The 25,363-nt window shown below is 73.8% G+C and carries 20 protein-coding genes; 12 read left to right on the forward strand and 8 right to left on the reverse strand.

Going from position 1 to position 25,363, the window contains the following annotated elements:
* Positions 1-18 precede the first annotated feature (18 nt).
* The 6 genes from ABD080_RS14955 (at position 19) to ABD080_RS14980 (ending at position 7,547) form a co-directional block, all read left to right on the forward strand.
* On the forward strand, positions 19-1,608 hold the full coding sequence (locus ABD080_RS14955; protein WP_343906028.1) for an acyl-CoA carboxylase subunit beta: 1,590 nt from the start codon (positions 19-21) through the stop codon (positions 1,606-1,608).
* The gene (locus ABD080_RS14960; protein ID WP_137770336.1) at positions 1,605-1,877 is read left to right on the forward strand and encodes an acyl-CoA carboxylase epsilon subunit; all 273 of its coding nucleotides are present in this window, start codon (positions 1,605-1,607) and stop codon (positions 1,875-1,877) included. Before ABD080_RS14955 ends, ABD080_RS14960 begins: the two co-directional genes overlap by 4 nt.
* A gap of 121 nt (positions 1,878-1,998) precedes the next feature.
* Positions 1,999-3,237 (forward strand): esterase-like activity of phytase family protein, encoded by a 1,239-nt coding sequence (locus ABD080_RS14965; RefSeq protein WP_343906029.1) that lies wholly within the window; start codon positions 1,999-2,001, stop codon positions 3,235-3,237.
* Positions 3,238-3,287: 50 nt separating this feature from the next.
* The gene (locus ABD080_RS14970) at positions 3,288-4,979 is read left to right on the forward strand and encodes a DUF885 domain-containing protein (protein ID WP_343906032.1); all 1,692 of its coding nucleotides are present in this window, start codon (positions 3,288-3,290) and stop codon (positions 4,977-4,979) included.
* Positions 4,979-5,695: a Maf family protein gene (locus ABD080_RS14975; RefSeq protein ID WP_343906035.1), complete on the forward strand. Its 717-nt coding sequence runs from the start codon at positions 4,979-4,981 to the stop codon at positions 5,693-5,695. Before ABD080_RS14970 ends, ABD080_RS14975 begins: the two co-directional genes overlap by 1 nt.
* A 73-nt stretch (positions 5,696-5,768) precedes the next feature.
* The gene (locus tag ABD080_RS14980) at positions 5,769-7,547 is read left to right on the forward strand and encodes an acetyl/propionyl/methylcrotonyl-CoA carboxylase subunit alpha (protein WP_343906038.1); all 1,779 of its coding nucleotides are present in this window, start codon (positions 5,769-5,771) and stop codon (positions 7,545-7,547) included.
* A 390-nt stretch (positions 7,548-7,937) separates the two neighbouring features.
* On the opposite strand, the gene ABD080_RS14985 is transcribed toward ABD080_RS14980, so the two are convergent.
* Positions 7,938-9,410, reverse strand: a complete 1,473-nt coding sequence (locus ABD080_RS14985) for an NAD(P)H-quinone dehydrogenase (protein ID WP_377827326.1) — start codon at positions 9,408-9,410, stop codon at positions 7,938-7,940.
* Positions 9,411-9,504: 94 nt separating this feature from the next.
* Here ABD080_RS14985 and ABD080_RS14990 point away from each other — a divergent pair, with 94 nt between their 5' ends.
* Positions 9,505-10,347 carry a purine-nucleoside phosphorylase gene (locus tag ABD080_RS14990; protein WP_137770331.1) on the forward strand — a complete coding sequence of 281 codons (843 nt, stop codon included), beginning with the start codon at positions 9,505-9,507 and terminating at the stop codon, positions 10,345-10,347.
* Entirely contained in the window at positions 10,344-12,083 is a 1,740-nt protein-coding gene (locus ABD080_RS14995) for a phospho-sugar mutase (protein WP_343906040.1), read from the forward strand. Before ABD080_RS14990 ends, ABD080_RS14995 begins: the two co-directional genes overlap by 4 nt.
* A gap of 91 nt (positions 12,084-12,174) precedes the next feature.
* Here the strand turns inward: ABD080_RS14995 and deoC are convergent, their stop codons facing one another.
* The gene (deoC, locus tag ABD080_RS15000) at positions 12,175-12,843 is read right to left on the reverse strand and encodes a deoxyribose-phosphate aldolase (RefSeq protein ID WP_137770329.1); all 669 of its coding nucleotides are present in this window, start codon (positions 12,841-12,843) and stop codon (positions 12,175-12,177) included.
* A gap of 130 nt (positions 12,844-12,973) precedes the next feature.
* Between deoC and ABD080_RS15005 the strand changes: the two genes are divergently transcribed.
* From ABD080_RS15005 to ABD080_RS15020, 4 genes are all read left to right on the forward strand, one after another.
* A complete protein-coding gene (locus ABD080_RS15005; protein WP_240811061.1) occupies positions 12,974-14,398 on the forward strand; it encodes an Nramp family divalent metal transporter in 1,425 nt (474 codons plus the stop codon).
* Entirely contained in the window at positions 14,388-15,179 is a 792-nt protein-coding gene (locus ABD080_RS15010) for a FadR/GntR family transcriptional regulator (protein ID WP_343906043.1), read from the forward strand. Before ABD080_RS15005 ends, ABD080_RS15010 begins: the two co-directional genes overlap by 11 nt.
* Positions 15,180-15,228: 49 nt before the next feature.
* On the forward strand, positions 15,229-16,236 hold the full coding sequence (locus tag ABD080_RS15015) for an L-idonate 5-dehydrogenase (protein WP_343906045.1): 1,008 nt from the start codon (positions 15,229-15,231) through the stop codon (positions 16,234-16,236).
* A gap of 258 nt (positions 16,237-16,494) precedes the next feature.
* Positions 16,495-17,556 (forward strand): NUDIX domain-containing protein, encoded by a 1,062-nt coding sequence (locus ABD080_RS15020; protein WP_343906047.1) that lies wholly within the window; start codon positions 16,495-16,497, stop codon positions 17,554-17,556.
* Positions 17,557-17,651: 95 nt separating this feature from the next.
* On the opposite strand, the gene ABD080_RS15025 is transcribed toward ABD080_RS15020, so the two are convergent.
* The 6 genes from ABD080_RS15025 to ABD080_RS15050 form a co-directional block, all read right to left on the reverse strand.
* Positions 17,652-18,959 carry a thymidine phosphorylase gene (locus tag ABD080_RS15025; RefSeq protein WP_137770325.1) on the reverse strand — a complete coding sequence of 436 codons (1,308 nt, stop codon included), beginning with the start codon at positions 18,957-18,959 and terminating at the stop codon, positions 17,652-17,654.
* A gap of 32 nt (positions 18,960-18,991) precedes the next feature.
* The gene (locus ABD080_RS15030) at positions 18,992-19,453 is read right to left on the reverse strand and encodes a cytidine deaminase (RefSeq protein WP_137771705.1); all 462 of its coding nucleotides are present in this window, start codon (positions 19,451-19,453) and stop codon (positions 18,992-18,994) included.
* Positions 19,454-19,470: 17 nt separating this feature from the next.
* A complete protein-coding gene (locus tag ABD080_RS15035; protein ID WP_343906050.1) occupies positions 19,471-20,811 on the reverse strand; it encodes an ABC transporter permease in 1,341 nt (446 codons plus the stop codon).
* Positions 20,808-22,400 carry an ABC transporter permease gene (locus ABD080_RS15040; protein WP_343906052.1) on the reverse strand — a complete coding sequence of 531 codons (1,593 nt, stop codon included), beginning with the start codon at positions 22,398-22,400 and terminating at the stop codon, positions 20,808-20,810. The genes ABD080_RS15035 and ABD080_RS15040 overlap by 4 nt, the downstream gene beginning before the upstream one ends.
* Entirely contained in the window at positions 22,397-23,968 is a 1,572-nt protein-coding gene (locus ABD080_RS15045; RefSeq protein WP_137770322.1) for an ABC transporter ATP-binding protein, read from the reverse strand. The genes ABD080_RS15040 and ABD080_RS15045 overlap by 4 nt, the downstream gene beginning before the upstream one ends.
* Before the next feature lie 109 nt (positions 23,969-24,077).
* A complete protein-coding gene (locus ABD080_RS15050; protein ID WP_137770321.1) occupies positions 24,078-25,196 on the reverse strand; it encodes a BMP family lipoprotein in 1,119 nt (372 codons plus the stop codon).
* Positions 25,197-25,363 lie beyond the last annotated feature (167 nt).

Raw genomic sequence — 25,363 nt, forward strand, 5'->3', positions numbered from 1 at the left:
GTCGCAGTTGGAGGCTCCGTGTCCGACGCCCCTCGGCCGCTCACCACCGCTCAGCGACTCGAGGACCTGCGCGCCCGCTCGGCGGCCGCGGTCTCCGACGCCGACGGTCTCGCCGTCCAGAAGCAGCACGCCCGGGGCAAGGGCACCGCTCGCGAGCGCATCCAGGACCTGCTGGACGACGGCTCCTTCGTCGAGACCGACCGCTTCGTGGCGCACCAGTCCCACTCCTTCGGACTCGAGCGCAAGCGCCCCGCGGGTGACGGCATCGTCACCGGCTACGGCACGATCGACGGCCGCCAGGTGTGCGTGTACTCGCAGGACTTCACCGTCATGGGCGGCTCCCTGGGCGAGGCGCACGGCCGCAAGATCCAGAAGATCCAGGACCTCGCGCTGTCCACCGGGGTGCCGATCATCGGCATCCTCGACGGCGGCGGCGCGCGCATCCAGGAGGGCGTGGCCTCGCTCGCCATGTTCGCCGGGATCATGCGGCGCAACACGCGCGCCTCGGGCGTCATCCCGCAGATCTCGCTGATCATGGGACCGGCCGCGGGCGGTGCCGTGTACTCCCCGGCCCTCACCGACGTCATCGTCATGGTCGAGAAGACCTCCCACATGTTCATCACGGGACCGGACGTCATCCGCACCGTGACCGGCGAGGACGTCGGCTTCGAGGAGCTCGGCGGGGCGCGCACCCACTCCACCCGCTCGGGCGTCGCCCACTACATGGCGCCGGACGAGTCCGAGGCGATCGAGTACGTCAAGGACCTGCTCTCCTACCTCCCCTCGAACACGCTGAGCCCCGCGCCCGTGTTCCCCACGCCGCTCGAGGAGCAGCCCACCGCGGAGGACCGCGCGATGGACGTGCTGATCCCCGACTCCCCCAACCAGCCCTACGACATGGGCGAGGTGTGGCGGGCGATCCTCGACGACGGCGAGTTCCTCGAGGTGCAGCCGGGCTACGCGCAGAACATCGTCGTCGGCTTCGGCCGGGTCGAGGGCAGCAGCGTCGGCATCGTCGCGAACCAGCCCTCGCACTTCGCCGGCACGCTCGACATCGACGCCTCGGAGAAGGCGGCGCGCTTCGTGCGCCTGTGCGACGCGAACAACATCCCCGTGCTCACGCTCGTGGACACCCCCGGGTTCCTGCCCGGCACGGACCAGGAGTACAGCGGCATCATCCGCCGCGGCGCGAAGCTCCTGTACGCCTACGCGGAGGCGACGGTCCCCCTGGTCACCGTCATCACCCGCAAGGCCTACGGCGGCGCCTACATCGTCATGGGGTCCAAGGACCTCGGGGCGGACGTCAACCTCGCCTGGCCCACCGCGCAGATCGCGGTCATGGGCGCCCAGGGCGCGGTGAACATCCTCCACCGGCAGGGCCTCAAGCAGGTCGCCGAGGAGGGCGGGGACGTCGAGGCGGAGCGGCTGCGCCTGCAGACCGAGTTCGAGGACCAGTTCGCGACGCCCTACGCGGCGGCCGAGCGCGGCTGGATCGACGGGGTCATCGAGCCCTCGGAGACCCGCGTCCAGGTGGCCCGCGCGCTGCGCGCCCTGCGCACCAAGCGCGACTCCCTGCCCACCAAGAAGCACGGGAACATCCCGCTGTGAGCACGGAGTCCCCGGCCGCCGAGGGCGGTCCCGACGGGCGGTCCGACGTCCGGCTCGTCTCCGGCCGCCTCGAGGCCGACGAGCTCGCGGCGATCGCCGTCGTCGTCTCCGCGATGAGCGTCACGAGCCGCCTCGAGGCGGAGGAGCGCTCGCTCGACGGCGGTCCCGTGCAGGAGAGCGCCTGGACCTCCCCCGTGCACACGCACGCCCGCGGGCACAGCGAGCGCCACCACCCCTCCGCCTCGGCCTGGGTCTTCGCGGACCGCTGAGCGCGCCGGCGCGCCGGGGACCGCCCGTCGCGCCCGGCCCCGCCGCGGGCGTCGCACGGCGTTCATCCGGACGTCGCGCGGCCGCCATGCCGTGGTCGCCGGGGGCCGATGGGATCGGTCCATGACCTCCCTCCCCCGCCGCGGCGTCCTCGCCGCGCTCGCCGTGTCCCCGCTCGCCGTCGCCTCCCCTGCGCTGGCCGCACCCTCCCGCGGCCATGACCGCGGTCCGCGGCTCGTGGCCCGCGCGACCCTCCCCTCCGACCACCTCGAGGAGGGCCCGGTCTCGGGCGCGGCCGTGAGCCCCGCGAACGGGGTGTCCGGTCCGTTCGACGGGCAGGTCGTCCCCGGGTTCTCGGCGGCCGTCGAGATCGGCGACGGGAGCTACTGGGCGATGCCGGACAACGGCTTCGGTGCGAAGACCAACTCCGCGGACTTCCTGCTGCGGATCTACCGGGCGACCCCGCGCTGGGAGACCTCCCGCGGCGGGGCGGGCACGATCTCCCTGGACTCCTTCGTGTCCCTGAAGGATCCTCGGCGCGTGCTCGACTTCCCAATCGTCCACGAGCACACCGAGGAGCGGCTGCTCACCGGTGCGGACCTCGACGTCGAGTCGCTCGTCCTCGCGAAGGACGGCAGCTTCTGGATCGGCGAGGAGTTCGGCCCGTTCCTGCTCCACGCGGACGCCGACGGCGCGCTGCTCGAGGCACCGGTCCCGCTCCCGGGCGGCCTGCGCTCCCCGCAGAGCCCGTCCCTCGAGGACGGCGAGACGCCGAGCGTCCGCGCGAGCAAGGGCTTCGAGGCCCTCGCCGCCTCCCCGAACGGGAAGATCCTGCATCCGATCCTCGAGGGGTACCTCCCCGGCGAGGAGGACCAGCACCGCGTCGAGGTGCTCGAGTTCGACGTACGCCGCCGCGCGTACACCGACCGCCGCTGGACCTACCGCACGGACCTTCCCGGGAACCTCGTGGGCGACGCCTTCGCCCTGGATCCCCACCGCCTGCTGATCCTCGAGCGGGACGACGTGTGGGGGCCGGGCGCGGTGACGAAGAAGGTCTACCGGGTGGACCTGCGCCGCACCGACGCCGACGGGACGCTCGAGAAGACCCTCGTCATCGACCTTCTCGCGATCCCCAACCCGGACGGCATCGGCCTCGTGGCGGATCCCGGCGCCTACGGCGTCGGCGAGACCTTCTCCTTCCCCATGCAGTCCGTGGAGACCGTCGTGCTGCTCGAGGACGGCCGCCTGCTCATCGCGAACGACAACAACTACCCGAGCAACGACGCCCGCTGCCCGGGCACCCCGGACGACACCGAGATGATCCTCATCGATCTCGGCACCCGCCGCGGCGGGAGGGCCTGACCTCGATCGGAGGGGCGTGCGGCGGCAGCAGGAGACCTAGACTGCGACCCATGTCGAGCGACTCCCCGGCCACCGGCCGCACCCCCTCCGCCCTGGACGCCCTGGCCGACTCCTACGTCGACCGCCTCGCCGCGGCGGACCCGTTCCTCTCCACGCAGCTCGGGATCGTCGGCCACGACGCGGAGGTGACCGACTACTCCCCCGCCGCCGAGCACGCGCGCCACGACCTCTCCCGTGAGCTGCTCTCCGCGATCGCCGAGGTTCCCGACGCCGACGGCGTCGACGCCGTGACCCGCGCGGCGCTCCAGGAGCGCCTGGGCCTCGAGCTCGAGCGCGCCGAGCAGCACCTCGACGTGGCGGCCGTGAACAACCTCGCCTCCGTGCTGCAGTCGCGGGACGTCCTGGACCTCATGGCGACGGAGACCGCCGCGGACTGGGAGGTGGTCGCCGAGCGCATGGCCGGCTTCCCGCGCGCCCTGTCCACGTGGGCCGAGTCGCTGCGCGAGGCCGCCGCCGCGGGCACCGTCTCCGCTCGCCGCCAGCTGCGTCTCGGCGCCGAGCAGGCCCGCGGCTACGCGGCCCGCGGCGGCTTCTTCGACGCCTTCGCCGAGGAGGCCGTCGGCGACGATGCGCAGAAGGCGCACGTGCGGGAGGCGGCGGATCAGGCCCGCGCCGCGTACCGCGAGATCGCCGACGTCCTCGAGGAGCTGCTGCCGCAAGCGCCCGAGGCGGACGCCGTCGGCCGCGAGGCCTACCAGCTCGCCTCCCGCACCTACCTCGGCACCGAGATCGACCTCGACGAGACCTACGCCTGGGGCGTCGAGGAGCTACGCGCGATCATCGCCGAGCAGGAGCAGGTCGCCGCGCGCCTCAACGAGCGCTACGGCACCGGCGGCGGCAGCAGCGTCGCCGCCGCGAAGGAGGCGCTGAACGCCGATCCCGCCCGCATCCTCCACGGCAGCGACGCGCTCCAGGCCTGGATGCAGCAGCTCTCCGACACGGCGATCGCGGACCTCGCCGGCACCCACTTCGACATCCCCGAGCCGCTGCACCGGCTCGAGTGCCGGATCGCCCGCACCGGCTCCGGCGGCATCTACTACACGGGCCCCAGCGAGGACCTCACCCGTCCCGGCCGCATGTGGTGGGACGTGCCCGCGGGCACCGAGGAGTTCCGCACCTGGGCGGAGACCACGACCGTCTACCACGAGGGCGTCCCCGGCCATCACCTGCAGGTGGGCACGCAGACCCTGCAGGCGGGCTCCCTGAACCGCTGGCGCGCGATGCTCTGCTGGGTCTCCGGGCACGGCGAGGGCTGGGCCCTGTACGCCGAGCGGCTCATGGAGCAGCTGGGCTACCTCGACGACGACGGCGACCGCCTCGGCATGCTCGACGCGCAGCGCCTGCGCGCCGGGCGCGTGGTCCTCGACATCGGCCTGCACCTGGGACTGCCCATGCCGACGGGCGTGCCGGGCTCCGACGGCGGTGCGTGGGACGAGCGCACCGCCTGGGACTTCATGACGGAGAACTGGGGCATCGAGGAGGCCGAGCGCCGCTTCGAGCTGCACCGCTACCTCGGCTGGCCGGGGCAGGCGCCGTCGTACAAGATCGGTCAGCGCACCTGGGAGCAGATCCGGGACCGGGCGACAGCCGCGGACTCCTCCCCCGGCGCTGTCCGCGACTTCCACCGCCGCGCCCTCGAGCTCGGCAGCCTCCCCCTCTCCGTCCTCGAAGGAGCCCTCTGATGAGCACCGCCCCCGTGTCCGCCGCCGCGACCGAGGACGGGTTCGAGCCGCTGCTGCTGCTCGCCTCCGCCTCGCAGGGCCGCCGCCACGTCCTCGAGGGCGCCCGCATCGCGCACTCGACCCTGCCCGTGGACCTCGACGAGGCGGCGATCCTCGCCGCGGCGCGCGAGGCCGCCGGCGAGGAGCCGCTCACCGCCGCGGAGGAGGTGCTGCTGCTCGCCCGGGAGAAGGCGCAGGCGGCGACCACCCGCAGCGAGGGCGGCTACGTGGTGCTCGGCTGCGACTCGATGCTCGAGCTGGACGGCGAGGCGATCGGCAAGCCGCACACGGCGGAGGTCGCCGTCGAGCGCTGGCACCGGCTGCGCGGCCGCACCGCCGTGCTGCACTCGGGCCACTGGATCGTGGACGACCGCGACGAGGAGGACGGCGGGACCGGCGCGACCGTCGGCGCGACGGCCAGCTGCGAGGTGACCTTCGCCGCGGTCACCGACGAGGAGATCGAGGCCTATGTGGAGACCGGGGAGCCGCTCGGCGTCGCCGGTGCGTTCACGATCGACGGGATCGCCGGCCCCTTCGTCACCGGCGTCGACGGTGATCCGCACGCCGTGGTGGGGCTGTCCCTGCCGCTGCTGCGGGAGCTGCTCGCGGGGATCGGGCTGACCGTCATGGATCTGTGGGAGCTCCCCGAGGCCGACGGCGACGCCGTCTCCGGCTGAGCCGCCTGCGCCGATCGGCGCGCCCGCCCCGTTAGACTCGATCGTCGTCGCCTCCCGGAAGGACCCTCGCCCCATGGCTTCACGCCACCCCAAGCCCCGCCCCCTGACCACGGTGCTCATCGCCAATCGTGGGGAGATCGCGGTGCGCGTGGCCCGGGCCTGCAAGGACGCGGGCCTGCGGTCGATCGCCGTGTACGCGGACCCGGACCGCGACGCCCTGCACACCGTCATCGCGGACGAGGCCTACGCCCTCGGCGGCACCACCGCCGCGAGCTCCTACCTCGTCATCGACAAGCTCCTGGACGTCGCCAAGCGCTCCGGCGCGGACGCCGTCCACCCGGGCTACGGGTTCCTCTCCGAGCGCGCCGACTTCGCCCAGGCGGTCATCGACGCCGGGCTGACCTGGATCGGCCCGAGCCCCGACGCGATCGAGAAGCTCGGCGACAAGGTCTCCGCGCGGCACATCGCGCAGAAGGCCGGCGCCCCGCTCGTCGCGGGCACCAAGGACCCCGTCCAGAACTCCGACGAGGTCGTCGCCTTCGCGCGCGAGCACGGACTGCCGATCGCCATCAAGGCGGCCTTCGGCGGCGGCGGCCGCGGCCTCAAGGTCGCCCGCGAGGAGGGCGAGGTCCGCGAGCTGTTCGACTCCGCGGTGCGCGAGGCGACGGCCGCCTTCGGCCGCGGCGAGTGCTTCGTCGAGCGCTACCTCGACTCCCCGCGCCACGTGGAGACGCAGTGCCTCGCGGACCAGCACGGCAACGTCCAGGTGGTCTCCACCCGTGACTGCTCGCTGCAGCGCCGCCACCAGAAGCTCGTCGAGGAGGCGCCCGCGCCGTTCCTCACGCCGCAGCAGAACGCGCAGCTGGTCTCCTCCTCGAAGGCGATCCTGCGCGAGGCCGGCTACGTCGGCGCGGGGACGTGCGAGTTCCTCGTCGGCAAGGACGGCACCATCTCCTTCCTCGAGGTGAACACGCGCCTCCAGGTCGAGCACCCGGTGACCGAGGAGGTCGCCGGGGTGGACCTCGTGCGCGAGCAGCTGCGGATCGCCGCCGGCGAGCGCATCTCCGAGGAGGACCCCGTCGCCCGCGGACACTCCTTCGAGTTCCGCATCAACGGCGAGGACCCGGGCCGCGGCTTCATGCCGTCCCCGGGGCCCGTGCACCGCTTCGACGCGCCGAGCGGCCCGGGTGTGCGGGTGGAGACCGGGGTGCGCTCGGGCGACGTCGTCTCCGGCGCCTTCGACTCGATGCTCGCCAAGCTCGTCGTCACCGGCGCGACCCGGCAGGAGGCGCTCGAGCGCTCCCGCCGGGCGCTCGCCGAGTTCCGCATCGAGGGTCTGCCCACGGTCCTCCCCTTCCACCGCGTGGTCGTCGAGGACCCGGCCTTCGCCCCGGCGGATCCCGAGGCGCCGTTCTCGGTCCACACGCGCTGGATCGAGACCGAGTTCACCGGGGAGATCCCGCCGGCCTCCCTGCCCGCGCAGCCGGAGGAGCCCGAGGACCGCGAGGCGGTCGTCGTCGAGGTGGACGGTCGCCGCGTCGAGATCTCCCTGCCCGCGTCCCTGCGTGCCCCGCAGCAGGCGGTGCGCCAGCGCCGCAAGCGCCAGCACCGCGCCTCGGGCGAGGCGGCAGTCTCCGGCGGCACGGTCACCGCGCCGATGCAGGGCACGATCGTGAAGGTCCAGGTCGAGGAGGGACAGACGGTGGCCGACGGCGACCTGCTGCTCGTGCTCGAGGCGATGAAGATGGAGCAGCCCATCACGGCGCACCGCTCCGGCGTCGTCACGGGGCTCAGCGCGGAGGTCGGCGCGACCGTCTCCGCCGGCGCCGCGCTCTGCACCATCGACGACTGAGACCGAGCTGGTGACCGGCACCGCCGGGCCACCACTCCCTCGCTGATCCGCGGACGCGTCGGCCGAGCCGGTCGTCCGCGGACAGATCGGCCCCACCGAGGGCGAGCCGGCTCCCGAGCACCGTCTGTTCCGAAAAGCCCGGACATCATGTACATGATGTCCGCGTTCTTCTGCAGGGCACCCCGACCCGAGTGCGGTCCGCGATCGACGACGGACTGCGGTCGGCAGCCCCTGCTGACGGTTCCTGGCGGAGGCTGTCGGTCGACGGTCCGCCGGTGACGGCCTCCTGCCGACGGTCGAGGCCCGGCACCCTGGCGCCGATCGGCAGAGCGTCCATCGAGAGGCCACGTTCATGCGTCGTCCCCGACGGGGCGAGGACTCCGGGCCGGCTCACTCCCCCAGCGTCATCGCGATCTGCCGGGCGGCCTCGGCGAGCGAGCCGGTCATCGACGGGTAGACGATCGAGGTGTCGGCGAGCTGCTCCACGGTGAGCCGCTGGGCGACGGCGAGGGTGATCGGGTGGATGAGCTCGCTCGCCCGCGGGGCGACGACCACGCCGCCCAGCACCGTCCCGGAGTCGTGGCGCACCACGAGCTTCACGAAACCCTCGCGCACGCCCTGCATCTTCGCGCGGGCGTTCGTGCCGAGCGGGTAGGAGCGGACGTCGGCGACGACGAGGCCGTCAGCGACGTCCTGCTCGCTCGCGCCGACGGTCGCGATCTCGGGGCTCGTGAACACCGCGGAGGCGACATGGGCCCGGATCAGCGGGGCGACCGCCTCGCCGAGCGCATGGTGCACGGCGGTGCGGCCCTGGATCGCGGCGACCGAGGCGAGCGGGAGCACGCCGGTGCAGTCCCCCGCCGCGTACACCCCGCGCACCGAGGTGCGGGAGACCCGGTCGGTCTCGATGTGGCCGCTCTCCCGCAGCCGCACCCCGGCCTCCTCGAGGCCCATGCCCGCTGTCGCGGGGATCGCACCGAGGGCGAGCAGCACGTGGCTGCCGCGGATCTCCTCCCCCGAGGTGAGGGCGACCCGCACCCCGTCCCCCTCGACCCGGGCGGAGGCGGCGCGGGAGCGGGAGCGCACGGTGATGCCGCGGCGACGGAAGGACTCCTCGAGCACCGCCGCGGCGTCGCGGTCGCTGCCGGGGAGGACCTGGTCCCTCGAGGAGACGAGCGTGACCTCGCAGCCGAGCGCCCGGTAGGCGCTTGCGAACTCGGCGCCGGTCACGCCGGAGCCGACGACGACCAGGTGCGAGGGCAGCTCGTCGAGGTCGTAGAGCTGGGTCCAGGAGAGGATCCGCTCGCCGTCCGGCGGGGACCCGTCGAGCTTACGGGGACGGGCGCCCGTGGCCAGCAGCACGGCGTCCGCCTCGATCCGCTCGATCTCCGCTCCTGCCCCGACCAGGGCATGCACGGCGACGAGCCCCGGCGTGAGGAGGTGCCCGCGCCCGAGGACCGTCCGCACCCCGGCCTCGGCGAGCGCGGCGGTGACGTCCGCGGACTGCGCCCGGGCGAGCCGGCGCACGCGCGCGTTGACGGCCGCGAGGTCCACGGTGAGCGCCCCTGCGCCGGGGCTGCCGGCGGTGTCGGCGTCGCGGATGCCGAGCGCCGCGGAGCCGGCGACGAGGTCGAGGACGTCCGTGGTCGCGATGAGGGTCTTCGAGGGGACCACGTCCGTGAGCACCGCGGCCCCGCCGAGGGGTCCGGCGCTCACGAGGACGACCTCCGCGCCGAGTCGGGCGGCGGTGAGCGCTGCCTCGTAGCCGCCGGGCCCGCCGCCGATCACCACCAGGCGGGTGCCGCCGTCGTCGGCGGTGATCCGAGGTGCTCCGGCGGGGATCGCGGTCGTGGAATCGCTCACGGTGCCATTCTCGCCCAGGCCCCGCACCGCGCGGGCGGCAACGGAGGGACCGGGGGCGTCCCCCGGCGGGCACGGCCCGCGCTAGGTTTCTCCCATGAGCGATTCGACCCCTGATCCGTACCTCCTCGCCCGTGATGCGGCGGCCGCGATCGCCGAGGCCAGCGGCGTCGGCTCGCACGACGTCGCCCTCGTGCTCGGCTCCGGCTGGGCCGGCGCCGCGGACCTCCTCGGCGAGACCGTCTGGCAGGCCCCCGCGACCACGATCCCCGGCTTCCGCGCCCCCGCCGTCGCCGGCCACGTGGGCACCCTGCGCTCCGTGGAGGTGGAGGGCAGCGGCGCCCACGCCCTCGTGCTCGGTGCGCGCACCCACTACTACGAGGGCGCCGGCGTGGACCCGGTCGTGCACGGCGTGCGCACCGCGGCGGCCTCCGGCTGCCGCACGATCGTGCTGACCAACGGCTGCGGCGGCATCGACCCGTCGTGGGAGCCCGGCACCCCCGTGCTCATCGCCGACCAGATCAACCACACGGGCGCGACCCCGTTGCGCGGCGCGACCTTCGTGGACATGACCGACGTCTACACCCCCGCCCTGCGCGACATCGCCCGCGAGGTGGACCCGGACCTCCCCGAGGGCGTCTACATGCAGTTCCACGGGCCGGCCTACGAGACCCCGGCGGAGGTCCGCATGGCGCGCACCCTCGGCGCGACCCTGGTGGGCATGTCCACCGCGCTCGAGGCGATCGCCGCCCGCGAGGCGGGGCTGGACGTGCTCGGCATCTCGCTCGTCACGAACCTCGCCGCGGGCATCTCCCCTGTGCCGCTCTCCCACGAGGAGGTGCTGCAGGCGGGCCGCGAGGCCGGTCCCCGCATCTCCCGCCTGCTCGCCGAGACCGTGCGACGGATCACCGGGGCGAGCACGGAGGACGCACCGGCATGAGCGCCGCCGTCCTCACGCCCGAGCTGCAGGAGCGGGCGCGCGCCTGGATCGCCGACGACCCCGACGCCGAGACCCGCGCGGTCCTCGGCAGCCTCCTGGAGCAGGCGGAGGGCGGTGACGAGTCGGCCGTCGCCGAGATCGCCGACGCCTTCTCCGGCACCCTCGAGTTCGGCACGGCCGGCCTGCGCGGCCGCATGGGCCCCGGTCCCCTGCGCATGAACCTCGCGGTGGTCTCCCGCGCCGCCCGCGGGCTCGCCGACCACCTCGTGGGCACGCTCGGGCTCGAGGAGCCGCTCGTGGTGATCGGGCACGACGCCCGTCACCGCTCACGCGACTTCGCGCACCGCTCCGCGGCGATCATGGCCGCGGCGGGCTGCCGTGTGCAGCTGCTGGACCGGGCGCTGCCCACCCCGCTCGTCGCCTTCGGCGTGCGGCACCTGGGGGCCGACGCCGGGATCGTCGTCACCGCCTCCCACAATCCGCCGGCGGACAACGGCTACAAGGTCTACCTCGGCGGCCGTGCCGCGGACGCCGACGGGAACGGCGTGCAGATCGTGCCGCCGTCGGACGCGCAGATCGCCGCGAGCATCGAGGCCGTCGGCCCCGTGCTGGAGATCCCGCACGACGCCGAGCCGGAGATGATCGGCGACAGTCTGGTCGAGGACTACCTCGAGGCGATCTGCGCCCTCGTGGATCTGCCCGCGCTCGCCGAGGTGGGCGGCGGGCGGTCCGTGCGGATCGTCCACACGGCCATGCACGGCGTGGGCACCGAGACGGCCGTCGCGGCCCTGCACCGCACGGGCTTCACGGACGTGCACACCGTCGGCAAGCAGGCGGACCCGGATCCCGACTTCCCCACGGTCGCCTTCCCGAACCCGGAGGAGCCCGGTGCGATCGACCTGGCCCTCGAGCTCGCCCGCACCGTCGAGGCGGACGTCGTCGTCGCGAACGACCCGGACGCGGACCGCTGCGCCGCGGCGGTCCTCGACCCGCACCTCGGGGACTGGCGGATGCTCACCGGCGACGAGCTGGGCGTGCTGCTGGGCGACCACCTGCTGCGCCGCCACGGCTATCGGGGCACGGTCGCGAACTCGGTCGTCTCGAGCCGCTGGCTGGGCCGGATCGCCGAGGCGGCCGGCGCGAGGGCCGCGACGACCCTCACGGGCTTCAAGTGGATCGCCCGCGCCGCCGGCATCGTCTTCGGCTACGAGGAGGCGATCGGGTACTGCGTGCTGCCGCAGGTCGTCAAGGACAAGGACGGACTCTCCGCAGCCCTCATGGTCGCGGAGATGGCCGCGTACGCGAAGGCGGAGGGCACCACGCTCGTGGGGCGGCTCGACGCGCTCGCCCGCGAGCACGGGCTCTTCGCGACCTCGCAGCTGTCCCTGCGCGTCACGGACCTCTCGGACCGCGACGTCATGATGGCGCGCCTGCGCGAGCGGCCGCCCGTCTCCCTCGCGGGCTCCGAGGTGACCGAGGTGCAGGACCTCGCCGAGGGCTCCGTGGAGACCACGGGCCTCCCCGCGACCGACGGCGTGCTGCTCGCGACGGCGGACGACGCCCGCGTGATCGTGCGCCCCTCGGGCACCGAGCCGAAGCTCAAGTGCTACATCGAGGTCCACGAGGAGGTCGCCGCGGGGGCCGGCGACGCCGCCCTCGGGACGGTCCGCGTCGCCGCCGCGGAGCATCTCGCCGCGATCACGGAGGACATGCGTACGGCGCTCACGGGCGCCTGAGCACGGGGCCTCGAGGAGCGCACCGACGCGGGAGGGCGGCCGGGACCACGTGGTCCCGGCCGCCCTCCGTCGCGAGTGTGCGGGCTGCTGCTCAGTAGCCGGTGCCGGTCCCGCCGTCGAGGATCGCGCGCGAGGAGGACAGGCCCAGGCGGCTCGCGCCCGCGGCGACCATCGCCTCCGCGGCCTCGCGGGTGCGGATGCCGCCGGAGGCCTTCACGCCGAGGCGGTCGCCCACGGTCGCTCGCATGAGCTGGACAGCATGCTCGCTCGCGCCGCCCGCGGGGTGGAAGCCGGTGGAGGTCTTCACGAAGTCGGCGCCGGCGCGCTCGGAGGCCTCGCAGGCGGCGACGATCTGCTCGTCGGTGAGCGCGGCGGACTCGATGATCACCTTGAGCACCACGGGGGCCGGGGCGGCCTCGCGCACGGCGCGGATCTCCGCCTCGAGCGCCTGGTCCTCACCGGCGCGGGCGAGGCCCACGTTGATGACCATGTCGACCTCGTCGGCGCCCTTGGCCACGGAGTCGGCGGCCTCGGCGGCCTTGATGGAGGGGGCGTGCTGACCCGAGGGGAAGCCGCAGACGGTCGCGACCTTCACGGTCGTCTCGATCGGCAGCATCGACGGGGAGACGCAGATGGAGTAGGTGCCGAGCTCCTCCGCCTCGCGGGCGAGGGCGAGGGCGTCCTCGCGGGTGGCCTCGGGCTTGAGCAGGGTGTGGTCGATGAGGGCGGCGAGATCGGTGCCGGCGGCGGGGTTCGTCATGTCCCGAATCCTCCCACGATCGAGCACTGACGGACCGCAGCATCACACCTGTCGAGCTATCTGATAGGTTGCGCGAGTACGGCGCCGTCGGTCCTCCGCGAGCGCCCCGCCCCACGAAGGAGAAGCGTCGATGACGACGTCCCCCGGCCCCGCCCCCGCGGACGCCCCCAGCACCACCATCCTGTCCAAGGAGGTGGACCCCTACGTCGTGGACGGCTCGCAGATCGCCGAGCCGCCCTCCACCCTGCGGGGCAAGCTGAAGTTCCTCGGCCCGGGCATGATCACCTCCGCCGCCGTCGTCGGCTCCGGCGAGCTGCTGACCGCCACCGCCCTCGGCGCGACCGTCGGCTTCATGCTCCTGTGGCTCGTGCTCGTCTCCACCTTCCTCAAGGTCTGGGTGCAGATCGAGCTCGCCCGCTGGTCCATCTCCACCGGCCGCACCGCCGTGGACGGCTACGACGACGTCCCGCCCAGGATCGGGAGGCGCGGCTGGATCGCCTGGCTCCAGCTGCTCATGCTCCTGCAGTTCTTCATCGGCCAGGCGGGCGTCATCAGCGCCTCGGCCTTCGCCTTCTCCTCGCTCCTGCCGATCGGCCCCGAGCCGTACTCGCTGCTCTCGATCGGCACCTGGGTCGCGATCCTCGTCGTCGTCGCGATCGCCATCCACTCCCTGAACCGCTACGCGGTCGTCGAGCGCATCTCCACCGTGCTCGTCCTGGCCGTGACGCTCTTCGCGATCGCCATGGTCTTCCTGCTCCAGGGCACGCAGTTCGCCTGGACGCTCGGCGACCTCGGCGGCGGCCTGCGCTTCCAGGTCGCGGCGGGCGCGATCGGCGTCGCCATCGCCATGTTCGGCATGACCGGCGTGGGCGCCGGCGAGACCACCGCCTACACCTACTGGGTCGTCGAGAAGGGCTACGCCGCCTGGACCGGCCCGAACGACGGCACCCCCGGCTGGGTCACCCGCGCCCGCGGCTGGATCTCCGTCATGAAGGTCGACGCCTGGGTCAGCTGGGTCGTCTACACCGCCTCCACCGCCGCCTTCTACGTGCTCGGCGCGGCCGTGCTGCACCCGCAGGGGCTCGTCCCCGAGGGCAACGAGGTCATGGTGACGATCTCCTCGATCTTCGACTCCGCCGTCGGCACCTGGGGCGGCGTGCTCTTCCTCGTGGGCGCCGGGCTCGCGCTGTTCAAGACGATCCTCGCGAACGTCCCGAGCCTCAGCCGGATCGTGGGCCAGACCCTCGCCGTCTTCGGCGCCTACGACTGGCGCGACCAGACCGCCCGGAACCGCTGGCAGCGGATCATCATGATCATCCTGCCGATCGGCTGGGGCCTGCTGGGCACCATCGCCTCCTCCCCGCTGCTGCTCGTGATCATCGCCGGCATCCTCAACGCGGTGTACCTGATCGGTGCCGCCATCGCGACGGTCTACCTCGCGCGCACCCAGACGGACCCGCGGATCCGCGACGGCCGCCCCACGGAGGTCATGCTGTGGATCTCCGCCGCGGCGATCATCGCGGTGGGCGTGATCGGACTGGTCAATGCCTTCTGAGACCGCCGTCGAGGGCGCGGGCTTCCCGCTCGGCGACGCCGCCCGCCGCCATCTCGCGGCGTCCTCGACGGCCGACGGCTCCGTAGGCCTGTCCCGCGAGACCCTGGTGGACCGGGCACGGGACGCGGTGCTCGCGCTCATCGACGACGAGCACCTCGGCGCCGGGGACGCCCTCCCCTCCGCGGGAACCCTCGCGGAGCGGTTCGGGGTCTCCAAGGCCGTGGTGCGCGAGGCGCTCTCCGCCCTCGCGGCCCTCGGCATCGTCGAGATCAGCAACGGCCGTGCCGCCCGCGTCCGGCCCCCGGACAGCTCGATCGTGCGCTTCTACCTCTCCCGCGCGATCCGCGACACCCCCGGGGACGGCTTCCTCGTGCTCATGGACCTCCGTGCTCCGCTCGAGGTGCGCGCGGCCTCCCTCGCGGCGGATCGCCTCGCCGCCGATCCCGCCGGGCGCGAGCAGCTCGAGGAGCTGCTCGCCCGGATGGGGGAGGCGCTCGGCGACGCCGAGGAGTACCCGCGGCTGGACCTCGAGCTCCATGCGCTCGTCGCCCGCCTCTCCGGCAACCTCGCCCTGCAGGGCGTGCTCGACGCCGTGAGCGGGCCGCTGTTCCGGGCCATGCGCGAGCTGCGCGTGACCCGTGAGCAGCGCGGCCTCGTCGGCGCCGAGCACGACGAGCACAGCGCCGTCGTCACCGCGATCCTCGCCGGGGACGCCGCCGCCGCGGCCGCCGCGATGGACGCGCACATGACCGCCGCCGCCGGCTTCGCCGTCCCCCGCTGACCACCCCACCCACCGAACGACCCATCCCGATCCTGGAAGGACCCCCCTCATGCGCAGCCTCGAGATCCACGCCGTCCGCGACCTCCGCCTCGCCGAGCGAGAGATCGTCCCGCCCGGCCCCGGCCAGGTCCGCATCGCCGTCGAGTACGGCGGCATCTGCGGATCGGACCTCGGCTACTGGAAGCACGGCGGCACCGGCACCGCCCTCATGCGCCACCCCTTCGTGCTCGGCCACGAGATCTCCGGCCGCGTGGCGGAGCTCGGCGAGGGCGTCACCGGCCTCGCCGTGGGCCAGGGCGTCACCGTCCACCCGGCCCGCACGCACGGCGAGCTCCCCGAGCGCCTCGCCGGCCGCGAGAACCTCCACCCGCAGCTGACCTACTTCGGCTCCGCCCAGCACGAGCCGCACACCGACGGCGCCTTCGCCGAGTCGGTCACCGTCGACGCGGACCAGGTCGTGCCGCTCCCCGAGGGCCTCTCGACCCGGCGGGCCGTGCTCGCCGAGCCGCTCGGCGTCGCCATGCACGCCGTCTCCCGCGCCGGGGACGTCACCGGCCAGCACGTGCTCGTGAGCGGCTGCGGCCCCGTGGGCCTGCTCGTCGTGCTCGCGGCCCGCGCCGCGGGCGCCCGCCGCATCACCGCGGTGGACCTCTCCGAGGTGGCCCGCGAGCGCGCGCTCACCCTCGGGGCCGACGTCGCCGCCGAGTCCCCCGACGACCTCGACGAGGAGTCCACCGTCGCCTTCGAGGCCGCCGGCGTCGCCCCCTCCCTCGAGGGGATCCTGCGCAACGCCGCCCGCGCCTCCGTGGTCGTGCAGGTGGGCAACCTGCCCACGACCCCCGTCCAGGTGACCCTCGCGGCCCTCGTCACCCGTGAGATCGACTACCGCGGCACCTTCCGCTTCGTCGACGAGATCGAGCGCGCCGTGGAGCTGCTCGCGACCACGCCCGAGGCCGAGCAGGTGATCAGCGACGAGTTCCCCCTCGACCAGGCGGAGGCCGCCTTCGAGGCGGCGGCGGGCCGCGGATCCAGCAAGGTCGTGCTCACGATCGCCTGAGCGATCCCGGGAACGTGGTGCCCGCCCCGGGACCGGCACGTATGCGGATCGGTGTCCCCGTCCTCGCGTGGGCGGGTCCGACGTCGATCCCGACAGCAGCCGGCTCGGCGGGGACGACGAGAGCCAGGGACGGGGCTCCACGTCCTCGATCTGCTGCTCGCCACCCCGCGCCCGGACGGTTCCTTGACGGTCACCTCGACGTGCATCAGTCCCGTGTCGGGCCAGCGAGGCCCGGCGCCGCGCCTAGAATCGACGTCCATGACCGCTCCCGCTGCCGCCTCCAGCCTGCCGCGCCGGATCGTCATCGTGGCCGGGCCCTCAGGCAGCGGGAAGGGCGAGATGTCCCGCCGCGCCGGGCTCCCCACGGTGCCGCTGGACGAGTTCTACCGGGACCACGACGATCCCTCCCTCCCCCGTCGCTTCGGCATCGTCGACTGGGACGACCCGGCCTCCTGGGACGCCGGGGCCGCGCTCGAGGCGCTCGTCTCCCTCGCCCACGAGGGGCGCGCTCAGGTGCCCGTCTACTCGATCCCCCGCTCCCGCCGCACGGGCACCACCACGCTCGACGTCGACGGCGCGGAGCTCGTCATCGCCGAGGGGATCTTCGCCGCGGAGCTCATCGCCCCGCTGCAGGCGCTGGGCCTGCTCGCGGACGCGATCGTGCTGCACCGGCCGGTGCCCGTGGTGTTCGCGCTGCGCCTCACCCGTGACCTCCGCGAGGGACGCAAGCCGCCGCTCACGCTGCTGCGCCGCGGCTGGGCCCTCGCCCGGGAGCAGCGGGGCGACCTCGAGCGCTGGCGCGGTGCGGGGATGCGGCCGGTGGGGCTGCACGAGGGGACGGCGCTGCTGCGCCGCCTCACCCAGCTCGCCGAGGCGGAGCGTCGCCAGCGCTGGACCGCCGGGGCGCCCACGGTCCTCGAGATCACGGCCGTGGCCTTCCTCCGCGAGGGGAGCGGCGGCGAGGAGCTGCTGACGGTCCGCAAGCGCGGCACCGGCTCCTACATGCAGGTGGGCGGGAAGCTCGAGCCCGGGGAGAGCCCGCTCGAGGCGGCCCTGCGGGAGGTCGAGGAGGAGATCGGCGTGCGGCTGCGCGCGGAGGACCTCGAGGTGCTCGGCGAGTTCGAGGCGGTCGCCGCGAACGAGCCCGGCACGCGCGTGCGCTCGACCGTGTTCCGCTGCCGCACGGCCCTGCCGGAGCCGCTCGCGGTGCGCGCCGAGCTCGCGGACCACCGCTGGATCAGCATCGAGGACCCGGCTCCCGGTCCCCGCCTCGCCCCGCTCATGACCGAGCACATCCTGCCGGCGCTGCGACGGGCCTGAGGGCCGCGGCGTCGCGGACGCACCGCCTCTGCACGTGACACGGCCCCCGCCCCGCGCCTGCGGGACGGTGGCCGTGGTGCAGCCGCTGCCAGACGTCAGGCGATGCGGTCCATGACGATGCGGCGCTCGGGCAGGGCGGTGCCGGGAGCGGCGAGGGTCCAGGAGCCCTCGATCGCCTCGAGCGCGCGGGCCACCCGCTCGGGGGTGTCCGTGTGCAGGCGCGCGAGGACGTCCCCGGCGCGCACCTCGTCGCCGAGGTGCTTCTCGATCTCGACGCCCGCGGCGGCCTGCACGGCCTCGCCCGGGCGGGAGCGGCCCGCTCCGAGCCGCCAGGCGGCGACGCCCACGCCCATCGCGTCGAGCCCCGTCACCACGCCGTCCTCGGTCGCGCGCAGCTCCTCGACGTGCTTCGCCGTGGGCAGCGGGGCGTCCACGTCCCCGCCCTGGGCGGCGATCATCGCGCGCCAGGAGTCCATCGCGCGGCCGTCGCGCAGCGCCGCCTCGACGTCCGCGTCGTGCACGCCCGCGGCCTCGAGCATCTCGCGGGCGAGGGCGACGGTGAGCTCGACGACGTCGGCCGGGCCGCCGCCCGCGAGCACCTCGAGGGACTCGCGCACCTCGAGGCCGTTGCCGGCGGTGCGGCCGAGCGGCGCGGACATGTCGGTGAGCAGGGCGACGGTGCGCACGCCCGCGTCGGTGCCGAGGTCCACCATCGTGCGGGCGAGCTCGCGGGCGTCGGCCTCGTCGGTCATGAACGCCCCGGCGCCGGTCTTCACGTCGAGCGTGAGCGCGGCCGTGCCCTCGGCGATCTTCTTGGACATGATCGAGCTCGCGATGAGCGGGATCGCCTCGACGGTGCCGGTGACGTCGCGCAGGGCGTAGAGCTTCTTGTCCGCCGGGGCGAGGCCCGAGCCGGCCGCGCAGATCACGGCGCCCACCTCGTCGAGCTGGCGCATCATCTCGTCGTTGCTGAGCGCGGCGCGCCAGCCGGGGATCGCCTCGAGCTTGTCGAGCGTGCCGCCCGTGTGGCCGAGGCCGCGGCCGGAGAGCTGCGGGACGGCGACGCCGAAGGAGGCGACGAGCGGGGCGAGCGGGAGGGTGATCTTGTCCCCCACGCCGCCGGTGGAGTGCTTGTCCGTGGTGGGCTTCGCGAGCGCGGAGAAGTCCATGCGCTCGCCGCTCGCGATCATCGCGGCGGTCCAGCGTGCGATCTCGGAGCGGTCCATGCCGTTGAGGAAGACGGCCATGGCGAGCGCGGCCATCTGCTCCTCGGCGACGACGCCGCGGGTGTAGGCGTCGATGACCCAGTCGATCTGGGAGGGCTCGAGGGTGCGGCCGTCCCGCTTGGTGCGGATGACGTCGACCGCGTCGAAGGGCTCGACGGCGGGGGCGGGCTGGTTCATCGGTCTCCTCAGGAGCGGTGTCGGCGGCGGTGTCAGGGAAGCTCGAGGTCCGCGGGCCCGAAGGCCTGCGGGAGCACCTCGTCCATGGTGCACGGTCCGGCGGGGGTGAGCACCACCAGGCTCTCCCCCGCGTGCTCGGAGAGCAGCTGCCGGCAGCGCCCGCAGGGCATGACGACCTGCCGCTCGTCCCGGCCCAGGTGCTCGTCCCCGCCCACGCACACGAAGCGGGAGAGCCGGCCGCCGCCTCCGGCGACGAGCTCGCTGATGAGCCCGCACTCGGCGCACAGGGTCACGCCGTAGCCGGCGTTCTCCACGTTGCAGCCGCGCACGAGACGGCCGTCCTCGGTGAGCGCGGCGGCGCCCACCCGGAAGTGCGAGTACGGGGTGTAGGCGCGCTCGGCGATCTCGCGGGCGGCGGCGAGCAGCTCCGCGAACTCCTCGCCGGCCCGACCGTCGGCCGTGCCGGCGCCGTCTCCGGTGCCGTTCGCCGTCATCGCCTGCTCCCCCATGGTCACTGCTTCACGTAGGGCACGCCGTCGGCGGCCGGGACGCGCACCCGGCCCACGACGCCGGCGACGGCGAAGAGGGTGACGATGTACGGGAGCATGAGCAGGAACTGGCTGGGGATGCCGGCGCCGCTGCCGGTGGGCAGGGTGCCGAGCCGCAGCTGGAGGGCGTCGGTGAAGGCGAACAGGAGCGCCGCGGCGAGCGCGCCCACCGGGTGGTAGCGGCCCAGGATCATCGCGGCGAGGGCGATGTAGCCCTTGCCCGCGCTCATCTCCTCGCCGAAGGCGACGCCCGTGCCGATGGTGAGGGTCGCCCCGCCGAGGCCCGCGACGGCGGAGCCCAGCAGCACGTTGCCCCAGCGGGTGCCATTGACGTTGATGCCGACGGTGTCCGCGGCGCGGGGGTGCTCGCCGACGGCGCGCACGCGCAGGCCCCAGCGGGTGCGGAACAGGGCGACGGTGAGCACCGCGACGATGATCCACATGAGATAGACAAGGATGTTCTGCTCGAACAGCACCCGCCCGATCACGGGGAGGTCGGCGAGCAGCGGGATGCGCAGGGTCGGCAGGCGCAGCGGCTGGTTGAACATCTGCGGGTTCTGCTTCATGACGGTGCCGAAGAAGAAGCTCGTCAGGCCGATCGCGAAGACGTTGAGGACGACGCCGACGATGATCTGCTGGACCCGGTAGCCGACGGCGAACAGGGCGAGCAGCACGCCGATCAGGAGGGACATGACGGGCGCGGCGATCAGGCCCGCCCAGGGGCTGCCCACCATCGAGCCCACGAGCACGGCGCCGAAGGCGCCCATGAGCAGCTGGCCCTCGATCGCGATGTTGATGACGCCGGAGCGCTCGGAGAGAACGCCGGAGAGGGCGCCGAAGGCGAGCGGCACCGCGAGCACCATCATGGTCTGCAGCATGGCGCCGACGTCGACGGTCGCGCCGTGGAAGGCCCAGTCGAGGAAGGCGATCACCCACAGCAGCCCGAAGACGACCACGAGCGCGGTGCGCCAACGACCCAGCGCGGTCACCGTCGCCGAGGCCCACCAGAGCACGCCCGCGATGACGAGGCAGAGCGCCGCGAGGACGATCGCTAGCACCCGCGCCGGGATCGCCACGTCCCCGGGGACGATGCCGCCGGGGTTGAGGTCGCCCTCGACGGCGAGGCGGAAGGTCGTGGAGTCGGCCGCGGGCGAGCCGAGGCCGAAGACGAGCAGCGCCGCGAGGGCGAGCACGGTCAGCGCGGTGGGCAGGTGCCACCAGGAGCGCAGCCGCTCGGAGGTTCGCACGGGGACGACGGGGGCGTCCGCGGTCGCGGGGCCCGGGTCCTGGACGAGGGTGCTCATGCGTCCTCCCCCTTCGGGGCGTCGGGGCCGCTGGGGTCCACGGTGCTGTGGGTGCCGGCGGGGTCAGCGGGATCGGCCGAGTCGACAGGGCCGACGGGTTCCGCGGGATCGCCGGGCGGACCCGGCGGCTGCGCCCCGCCGTCGGCCGCGGGCTCGACCGGGGCGCGGTGGGCGCCCTCGCGCGGGGCGGCGGGCCCCTCCGCGGCGGCGACCGCGGCGGCGTCGGCCGCGAGGACCGGGGCGGCGTGCGCGCCGGTCGCGGTGCGTCGGCGCGGCGCGCGGGGGCGGTCCACGCCGCCGAGGCCCACGAGGAAGCGCACGAGCGGCGGCGCCGCGATGAAGAGCACCACGAGCGCCTGGATGACCTGCACGAGGTCGATCGGGACGCCCTGCGCGGACTCCATGAACCGCCCGCCCGTGGAGAGCCCCGCGAAGAGCACGCCCGCGAGCAGGATCCCGACGGGGCCGGAGCGGCCCAGCAGGGCGACGGTGATCGCGTCGAAGCCGATGGAGCCGGCGATCGAGCCGGTCAGCCGCTGCTCCGTGCCGAGCACGTGCACACCGCCCGCGAGGCCCACGAGGGCGCCCGCGACGACCATGACGCCGATCGCGCTGCGGCCCACGTCTATGCCGGCGACCTCCGCGGCGCGCGGGTTCGATCCCACGGCGCGGAAGCGGAAGCCCAGAGTGGAGCGGCTCATGAGCCACCACAGGAAGACGACGGCGAGGAGTGCGATGACCAGGCCCAGGTGGAGGCGGTACTGGTCGCCCGCGAGGAGCGGGAGGCGCGCGGTCCCCGCGATCGCGGGAGAGGTGGGCTGGGCCTTGTTCGCGCCCGTGAAGGCGGAGGTGGTCAGCGCGAAGGCGAGGGCGTAGGTCGCGATCCAGTTCAGCATGATCGTCGTGATGACCTCGCTCGCGCCGAAGCGGGCCTTGAGGAAGCCGGCGATGCCGCCGTAGAGGCCGCCTGCGACGATCGCCGCGAGGATGCAGACGAGCAGGTGGATCACGACGGGGAGGTCGATCGCGAAGCCGACGTAGCCCGCGGCGGTCGCGCCGACGATCAGCTGGCCGGTGCCGCCGATGTTGAACAGGCCCGAGCGGAAGGAGACCGCCATGCCGACGGAGGCGATGATCAGCGGGGTCGCGACGGTGAGGGTCTCCAGCAGCGGCTTGATGCCGCGCAGGAAGGCGGGGCCCAGCAGGTACAGCCCGCTGCCGCCGCGCTCGGCGATGTCGCCGGCGACCTTGCGCGCGCCGGGGAGGTCGAAGACGGCCCCGCGGAACATCGCCGCGTAGGCCTCGGTGATCGCCGTCCAGGAGGCGCCGATGAGGTCGCCCGGACGGGAGAGGAAGTAGCCTGCCGCGGCGCGCACGTCCACGTCGGAGACGAGGATCAGCACGGAGCCGACGACGAAGGCGAAGACGAAGGCGAGCACGACGACGAGCACGTTGCTGCGCGCGATCGACTGCAGCACCGAGCCGGCGGAGCGCTCGGCGGCCTCGGCTCCGGGGGTGCCGGGGTCGCCGGGCTGCGTGGCGGTGCCGGGGGCGACCGCGGGCGCCTGGCCCTCGGTGGGGGCGCTCATACGATGTCTCCTTCGTCGGCGAGCGTGGTGTCGCTGGTGCGGGCGCCCGCGGCGACCGCCTCGCGGGCGGCCTCCGCGGTGTAGCCGGCCATCATGAGGCCCAGCACGTCACGGTCCTCGTCCGCGGGGACGATGCCGAGGATCCCGCCGCGGTACATCACGGCGATCCGGTCGGAGAGCTGGATGACCTCGTCGAGCTCGGTCGAGACGATGATGACCGGGGTGCCCTTGTCGCGCTCGGCGACGATGCGGCGGTGGAGGAACTCGATCGAGCCCACGTCCACGCCGCGGGTGGGCTGGGAGGCGATGAACAGGGAGAGGTCGCGGCCCAGGGCGCGGGCCATGACGACCTTCTGCTGGTTGCCGCCGGAGAGGGTCGAGACGGCGTCGTCGATCGATCCGGTGCGGACGTCGAACTCCTCGACCTCCGCGGTCGCGCGGCGGCGCACGGCCTCGGGGTGCAGGAGCACGCCGGTCGCGTAGGGCGCGCGGTGGTGCTGGTCCAGGACGAGGTTCTCCGCCACGGAGAAGTCGGGGACGAGCGCGTCATGGGTGCGGTCCTCGGGCACGAAGCCCACGCCCGCGTCGAGGATCTGGCGGGTGCTGCGGCCCACGAGCTCGGCGCCGTCGAGGCGGATCGAGCCGCGGGCGCCCTTCTGCAGGCCCAGCAGGGCCTCGGTGAGCTCGGTCTGGCCGTTGCCCTGCACGCCCGCGACGCCGAGCACCTCGCCGCGGTGCACGTCGAGGTCCACGTCGTCCAGGAGCACGACGCCGTCGGCGTCGGTCACGCCGAGGCCGCGCACCTCGAGGGCCACCTCGCCGGGGGCGGCGGGGGCCTTGTCGAGGTCGAGGGCGACGGAGCGGCCCACCATGAGGGAGGCGAGCTCGGTCTGGTCCGCGGAGGGATCGGCGGTGCCGACGATCCGGCCGCGGCGGATCACGGTGATGCGGTCCGCGACGGCCTTGACCTCGCGGAGCTTGTGCGTGATGAAGACGATCGAGGTGCCCTCGTCCCGCAGCTGGCGCATGATGCCCATGAGCTCGTCGGTCTCGTGCGGGGTGAGCACGGCGGTGGGCTCGTCGAGCACGAGGACCTTCGCCTGGCGCGAGAGGGCCTTGATGATCTCCACGCGCTGCTGGGCGCCGACGGGCAGGTCCTCGACCACGGCGTCGGGGTCGATGTCGAAGCCGAAGCGGGCGGAGAGCTCGCGCACGGTGCGGCGGGCGGAGGCGAGGTCGAGGAACCCGAAGGTGCCGGGCTCGTTGCCGAGCATGACGTTCTCGGCGACGGTGAAGGGCGGCACGAGCATGAAGTGCTGGTGCACCATGCCGATGCCGGCGCGCATCGCGTCGCCGGGGCCGCTGAAGCGGACGGGCTCGTCGTCCAGGAGGATCTCGCCGCCGTCGGGCCGGTAGAGCCCGTACAGCACGTTCATGAGGGTGGATTTGCCCGCGCCGTTCTCCCCCAGCAGGGAGTGGATCTCTCCGGGCTCGACCACGAGGTCGATCGCGTCGTTGGCCACGAAGGTGCCGAAGACCTTCGTGATCCCTCTGAGCTCGAGCTTCACGCCTGCTCTCTCCGTCGGGGTGGGCGGTGCCGGGGCGGCACCGCAGGGGCGTGGCCGCCGCCTCCGTCGAGGGTCTCGACGGGGGCGGCGGCCACCTGGTGGTGCGGTCTCAGCCGAGGTTCTGCGGGGAGGCGTCGGACTCGACGGTGATCTTCCCGGAGATGATGTCGGCCTTGAGCTGGTCCACCTCGGACTTGAGCTCGTCGGGGACCTGGGCGTCGAGGTCGTGGTACGGGGCGAGGCCCACGCCCTCGTTCTCGAGCGTGCCCACGTAGGGCTCGTTGGAGAACTCGTCGGAGGAGGCGGCGGTCGCGACGTCCTCGACGGCGGGGGCGATGCCCTTCATGACCGAGGTGAGGATGAGCGGCTTCGCGGCATCGTCGTCCACGGACTCGTAGCCGTCGGAGTCGACCCACACGACGTAGCGGCCGTCGGCCTCCTTCGCGGAGGCGAGGGTGCCGGAGCCGACGGGACCGGCGACCGGCATGACGATGTCCGCGCCCTGGGAATAGAAGGTGTCGGAGAGCGCCTTGCCCTTGGACTGGTCCTCGAAGTCGCCGGTGAAGGAGCCCTTCTGGGTGTCCTTGTCCCAGCCCATGAGCTGCACGTCGGCCTTGTGGACCTCGTTGTACTTGGCGACGCCGTCCGCGAAGCCGTCCATGAAGATGGTGACGGTCGGGATCTGCATGCCACCGTAGGTGGCGACCTTGCCGGTCTTCGAGGTGCCCGCGGCGACGTAGCCGGCGAGGTAGGCCGCCTGTGCGGTGTCGAAGGAGAGCGGCTTGACGTTGTCGACCTCGATCGCGTTGCCGTCGGCGTCCTGCGCGGTGGAGTCGATGATCGCGAACTCGACGTCCTCGTTGGCCTGGGCGGCGGTGCCCGTGGCCGGGGCGAGGAGGAAGCCCACGGTGAAGATGAGGTTGCAGTCCTGGGAGACCAGGTTGTCGATGTTCGTCGCGAACTGGGCCGGGTCGGTGGACTCGGCGGTGGAGGTCTCGATGCCGAGCTTCTCCTTCGCGGCGGTCAGCCCGGTGAAGCCGGACTCGTTGAACGACTTGTCGTCGAAGCCGCCGGAGTCGGAGACCATGCAGGCCTTGAAGTCCGAGGTCGCCCCGGAGCCGCCGTCGCTGCCACCGGAGGAGGCGGACTCCTCGGGCGGGGCGCCGCAGGCCGCCAGGGTCAGGATGCCGGCGCCCGTGAGGGCGATCGCGCGCGAGATGCTCTTCATGAAGTTCCTCCGAGGAAAGGGATGCCGGACGCGCCCGGTGTCGGGCGTCACCACGTCGCAGTCCTCCGGAGACTAGCCGCGCCGCACACTCCGTGAGACGCCGTCGCGGTCCCGGTCTCGAACCGTTATGAAATCGTCGCGCGGGCGACGGGCAGATGGCCGGCAGG

The organism is Brachybacterium rhamnosum (genome assembly GCF_039526185.1).
GTDB lineage: Bacteria > Actinomycetota > Actinomycetes > Actinomycetales > Dermabacteraceae > Brachybacterium > Brachybacterium rhamnosum.

Excerpts from the sequence above, each read along its gene's own strand:
- ABD080_RS14965 (WP_343906029.1), top strand. The coding sequence starts at position 1,999 with ATGACCTCCCTCCCCCGCCGCGGCGTCCTCGCCGCGCTCGCCGTGTCC.
- ABD080_RS14970 (WP_343906032.1), top strand. The coding sequence starts at position 3,288 with ATGTCGAGCGACTCCCCGGCCACCGGCCGCACCCCCTCCGCCCTGGAC.
- ABD080_RS14975 (WP_343906035.1), top strand. The coding sequence starts at position 4,979 with ATGAGCACCGCCCCCGTGTCCGCCGCCGCGACCGAGGACGGGTTCGAG.
- ABD080_RS14980 (WP_343906038.1), top strand. The coding sequence starts at position 5,769 with ATGGCTTCACGCCACCCCAAGCCCCGCCCCCTGACCACGGTGCTCATC.
- ABD080_RS14990 (WP_137770331.1), top strand. The coding sequence starts at position 9,505 with ATGAGCGATTCGACCCCTGATCCGTACCTCCTCGCCCGTGATGCGGCG.
- ABD080_RS14995 (WP_343906040.1), top strand. The coding sequence starts at position 10,344 with ATGAGCGCCGCCGTCCTCACGCCCGAGCTGCAGGAGCGGGCGCGCGCC.
- deoC (WP_137770329.1), bottom strand. The coding sequence starts at position 12,843 with ATGACGAACCCCGCCGCCGGCACCGATCTCGCCGCCCTCATCGACCAC.
- ABD080_RS15005 (WP_240811061.1), top strand. The coding sequence starts at position 12,974 with ATGACGACGTCCCCCGGCCCCGCCCCCGCGGACGCCCCCAGCACCACC.
- ABD080_RS15010 (WP_343906043.1), top strand. The coding sequence starts at position 14,388 with ATGCCTTCTGAGACCGCCGTCGAGGGCGCGGGCTTCCCGCTCGGCGAC.
- ABD080_RS15015 (WP_343906045.1), top strand. The coding sequence starts at position 15,229 with ATGCGCAGCCTCGAGATCCACGCCGTCCGCGACCTCCGCCTCGCCGAG.
- ABD080_RS15020 (WP_343906047.1), top strand. The coding sequence starts at position 16,495 with ATGACCGCTCCCGCTGCCGCCTCCAGCCTGCCGCGCCGGATCGTCATC.
- ABD080_RS15025 (WP_137770325.1), bottom strand. The coding sequence starts at position 18,959 with ATGAACCAGCCCGCCCCCGCCGTCGAGCCCTTCGACGCGGTCGACGTC.
- ABD080_RS15030 (WP_137771705.1), bottom strand. The coding sequence starts at position 19,453 with ATGACGGCGAACGGCACCGGAGACGGCGCCGGCACGGCCGACGGTCGG.
- ABD080_RS15035 (WP_343906050.1), bottom strand. The coding sequence starts at position 20,811 with ATGAGCACCCTCGTCCAGGACCCGGGCCCCGCGACCGCGGACGCCCCC.
- ABD080_RS15040 (WP_343906052.1), bottom strand. The coding sequence starts at position 22,400 with ATGAGCGCCCCCACCGAGGGCCAGGCGCCCGCGGTCGCCCCCGGCACC.
- ABD080_RS15050 (WP_137770321.1), bottom strand. The coding sequence starts at position 25,196 with ATGAAGAGCATCTCGCGCGCGATCGCCCTCACGGGCGCCGGCATCCTG.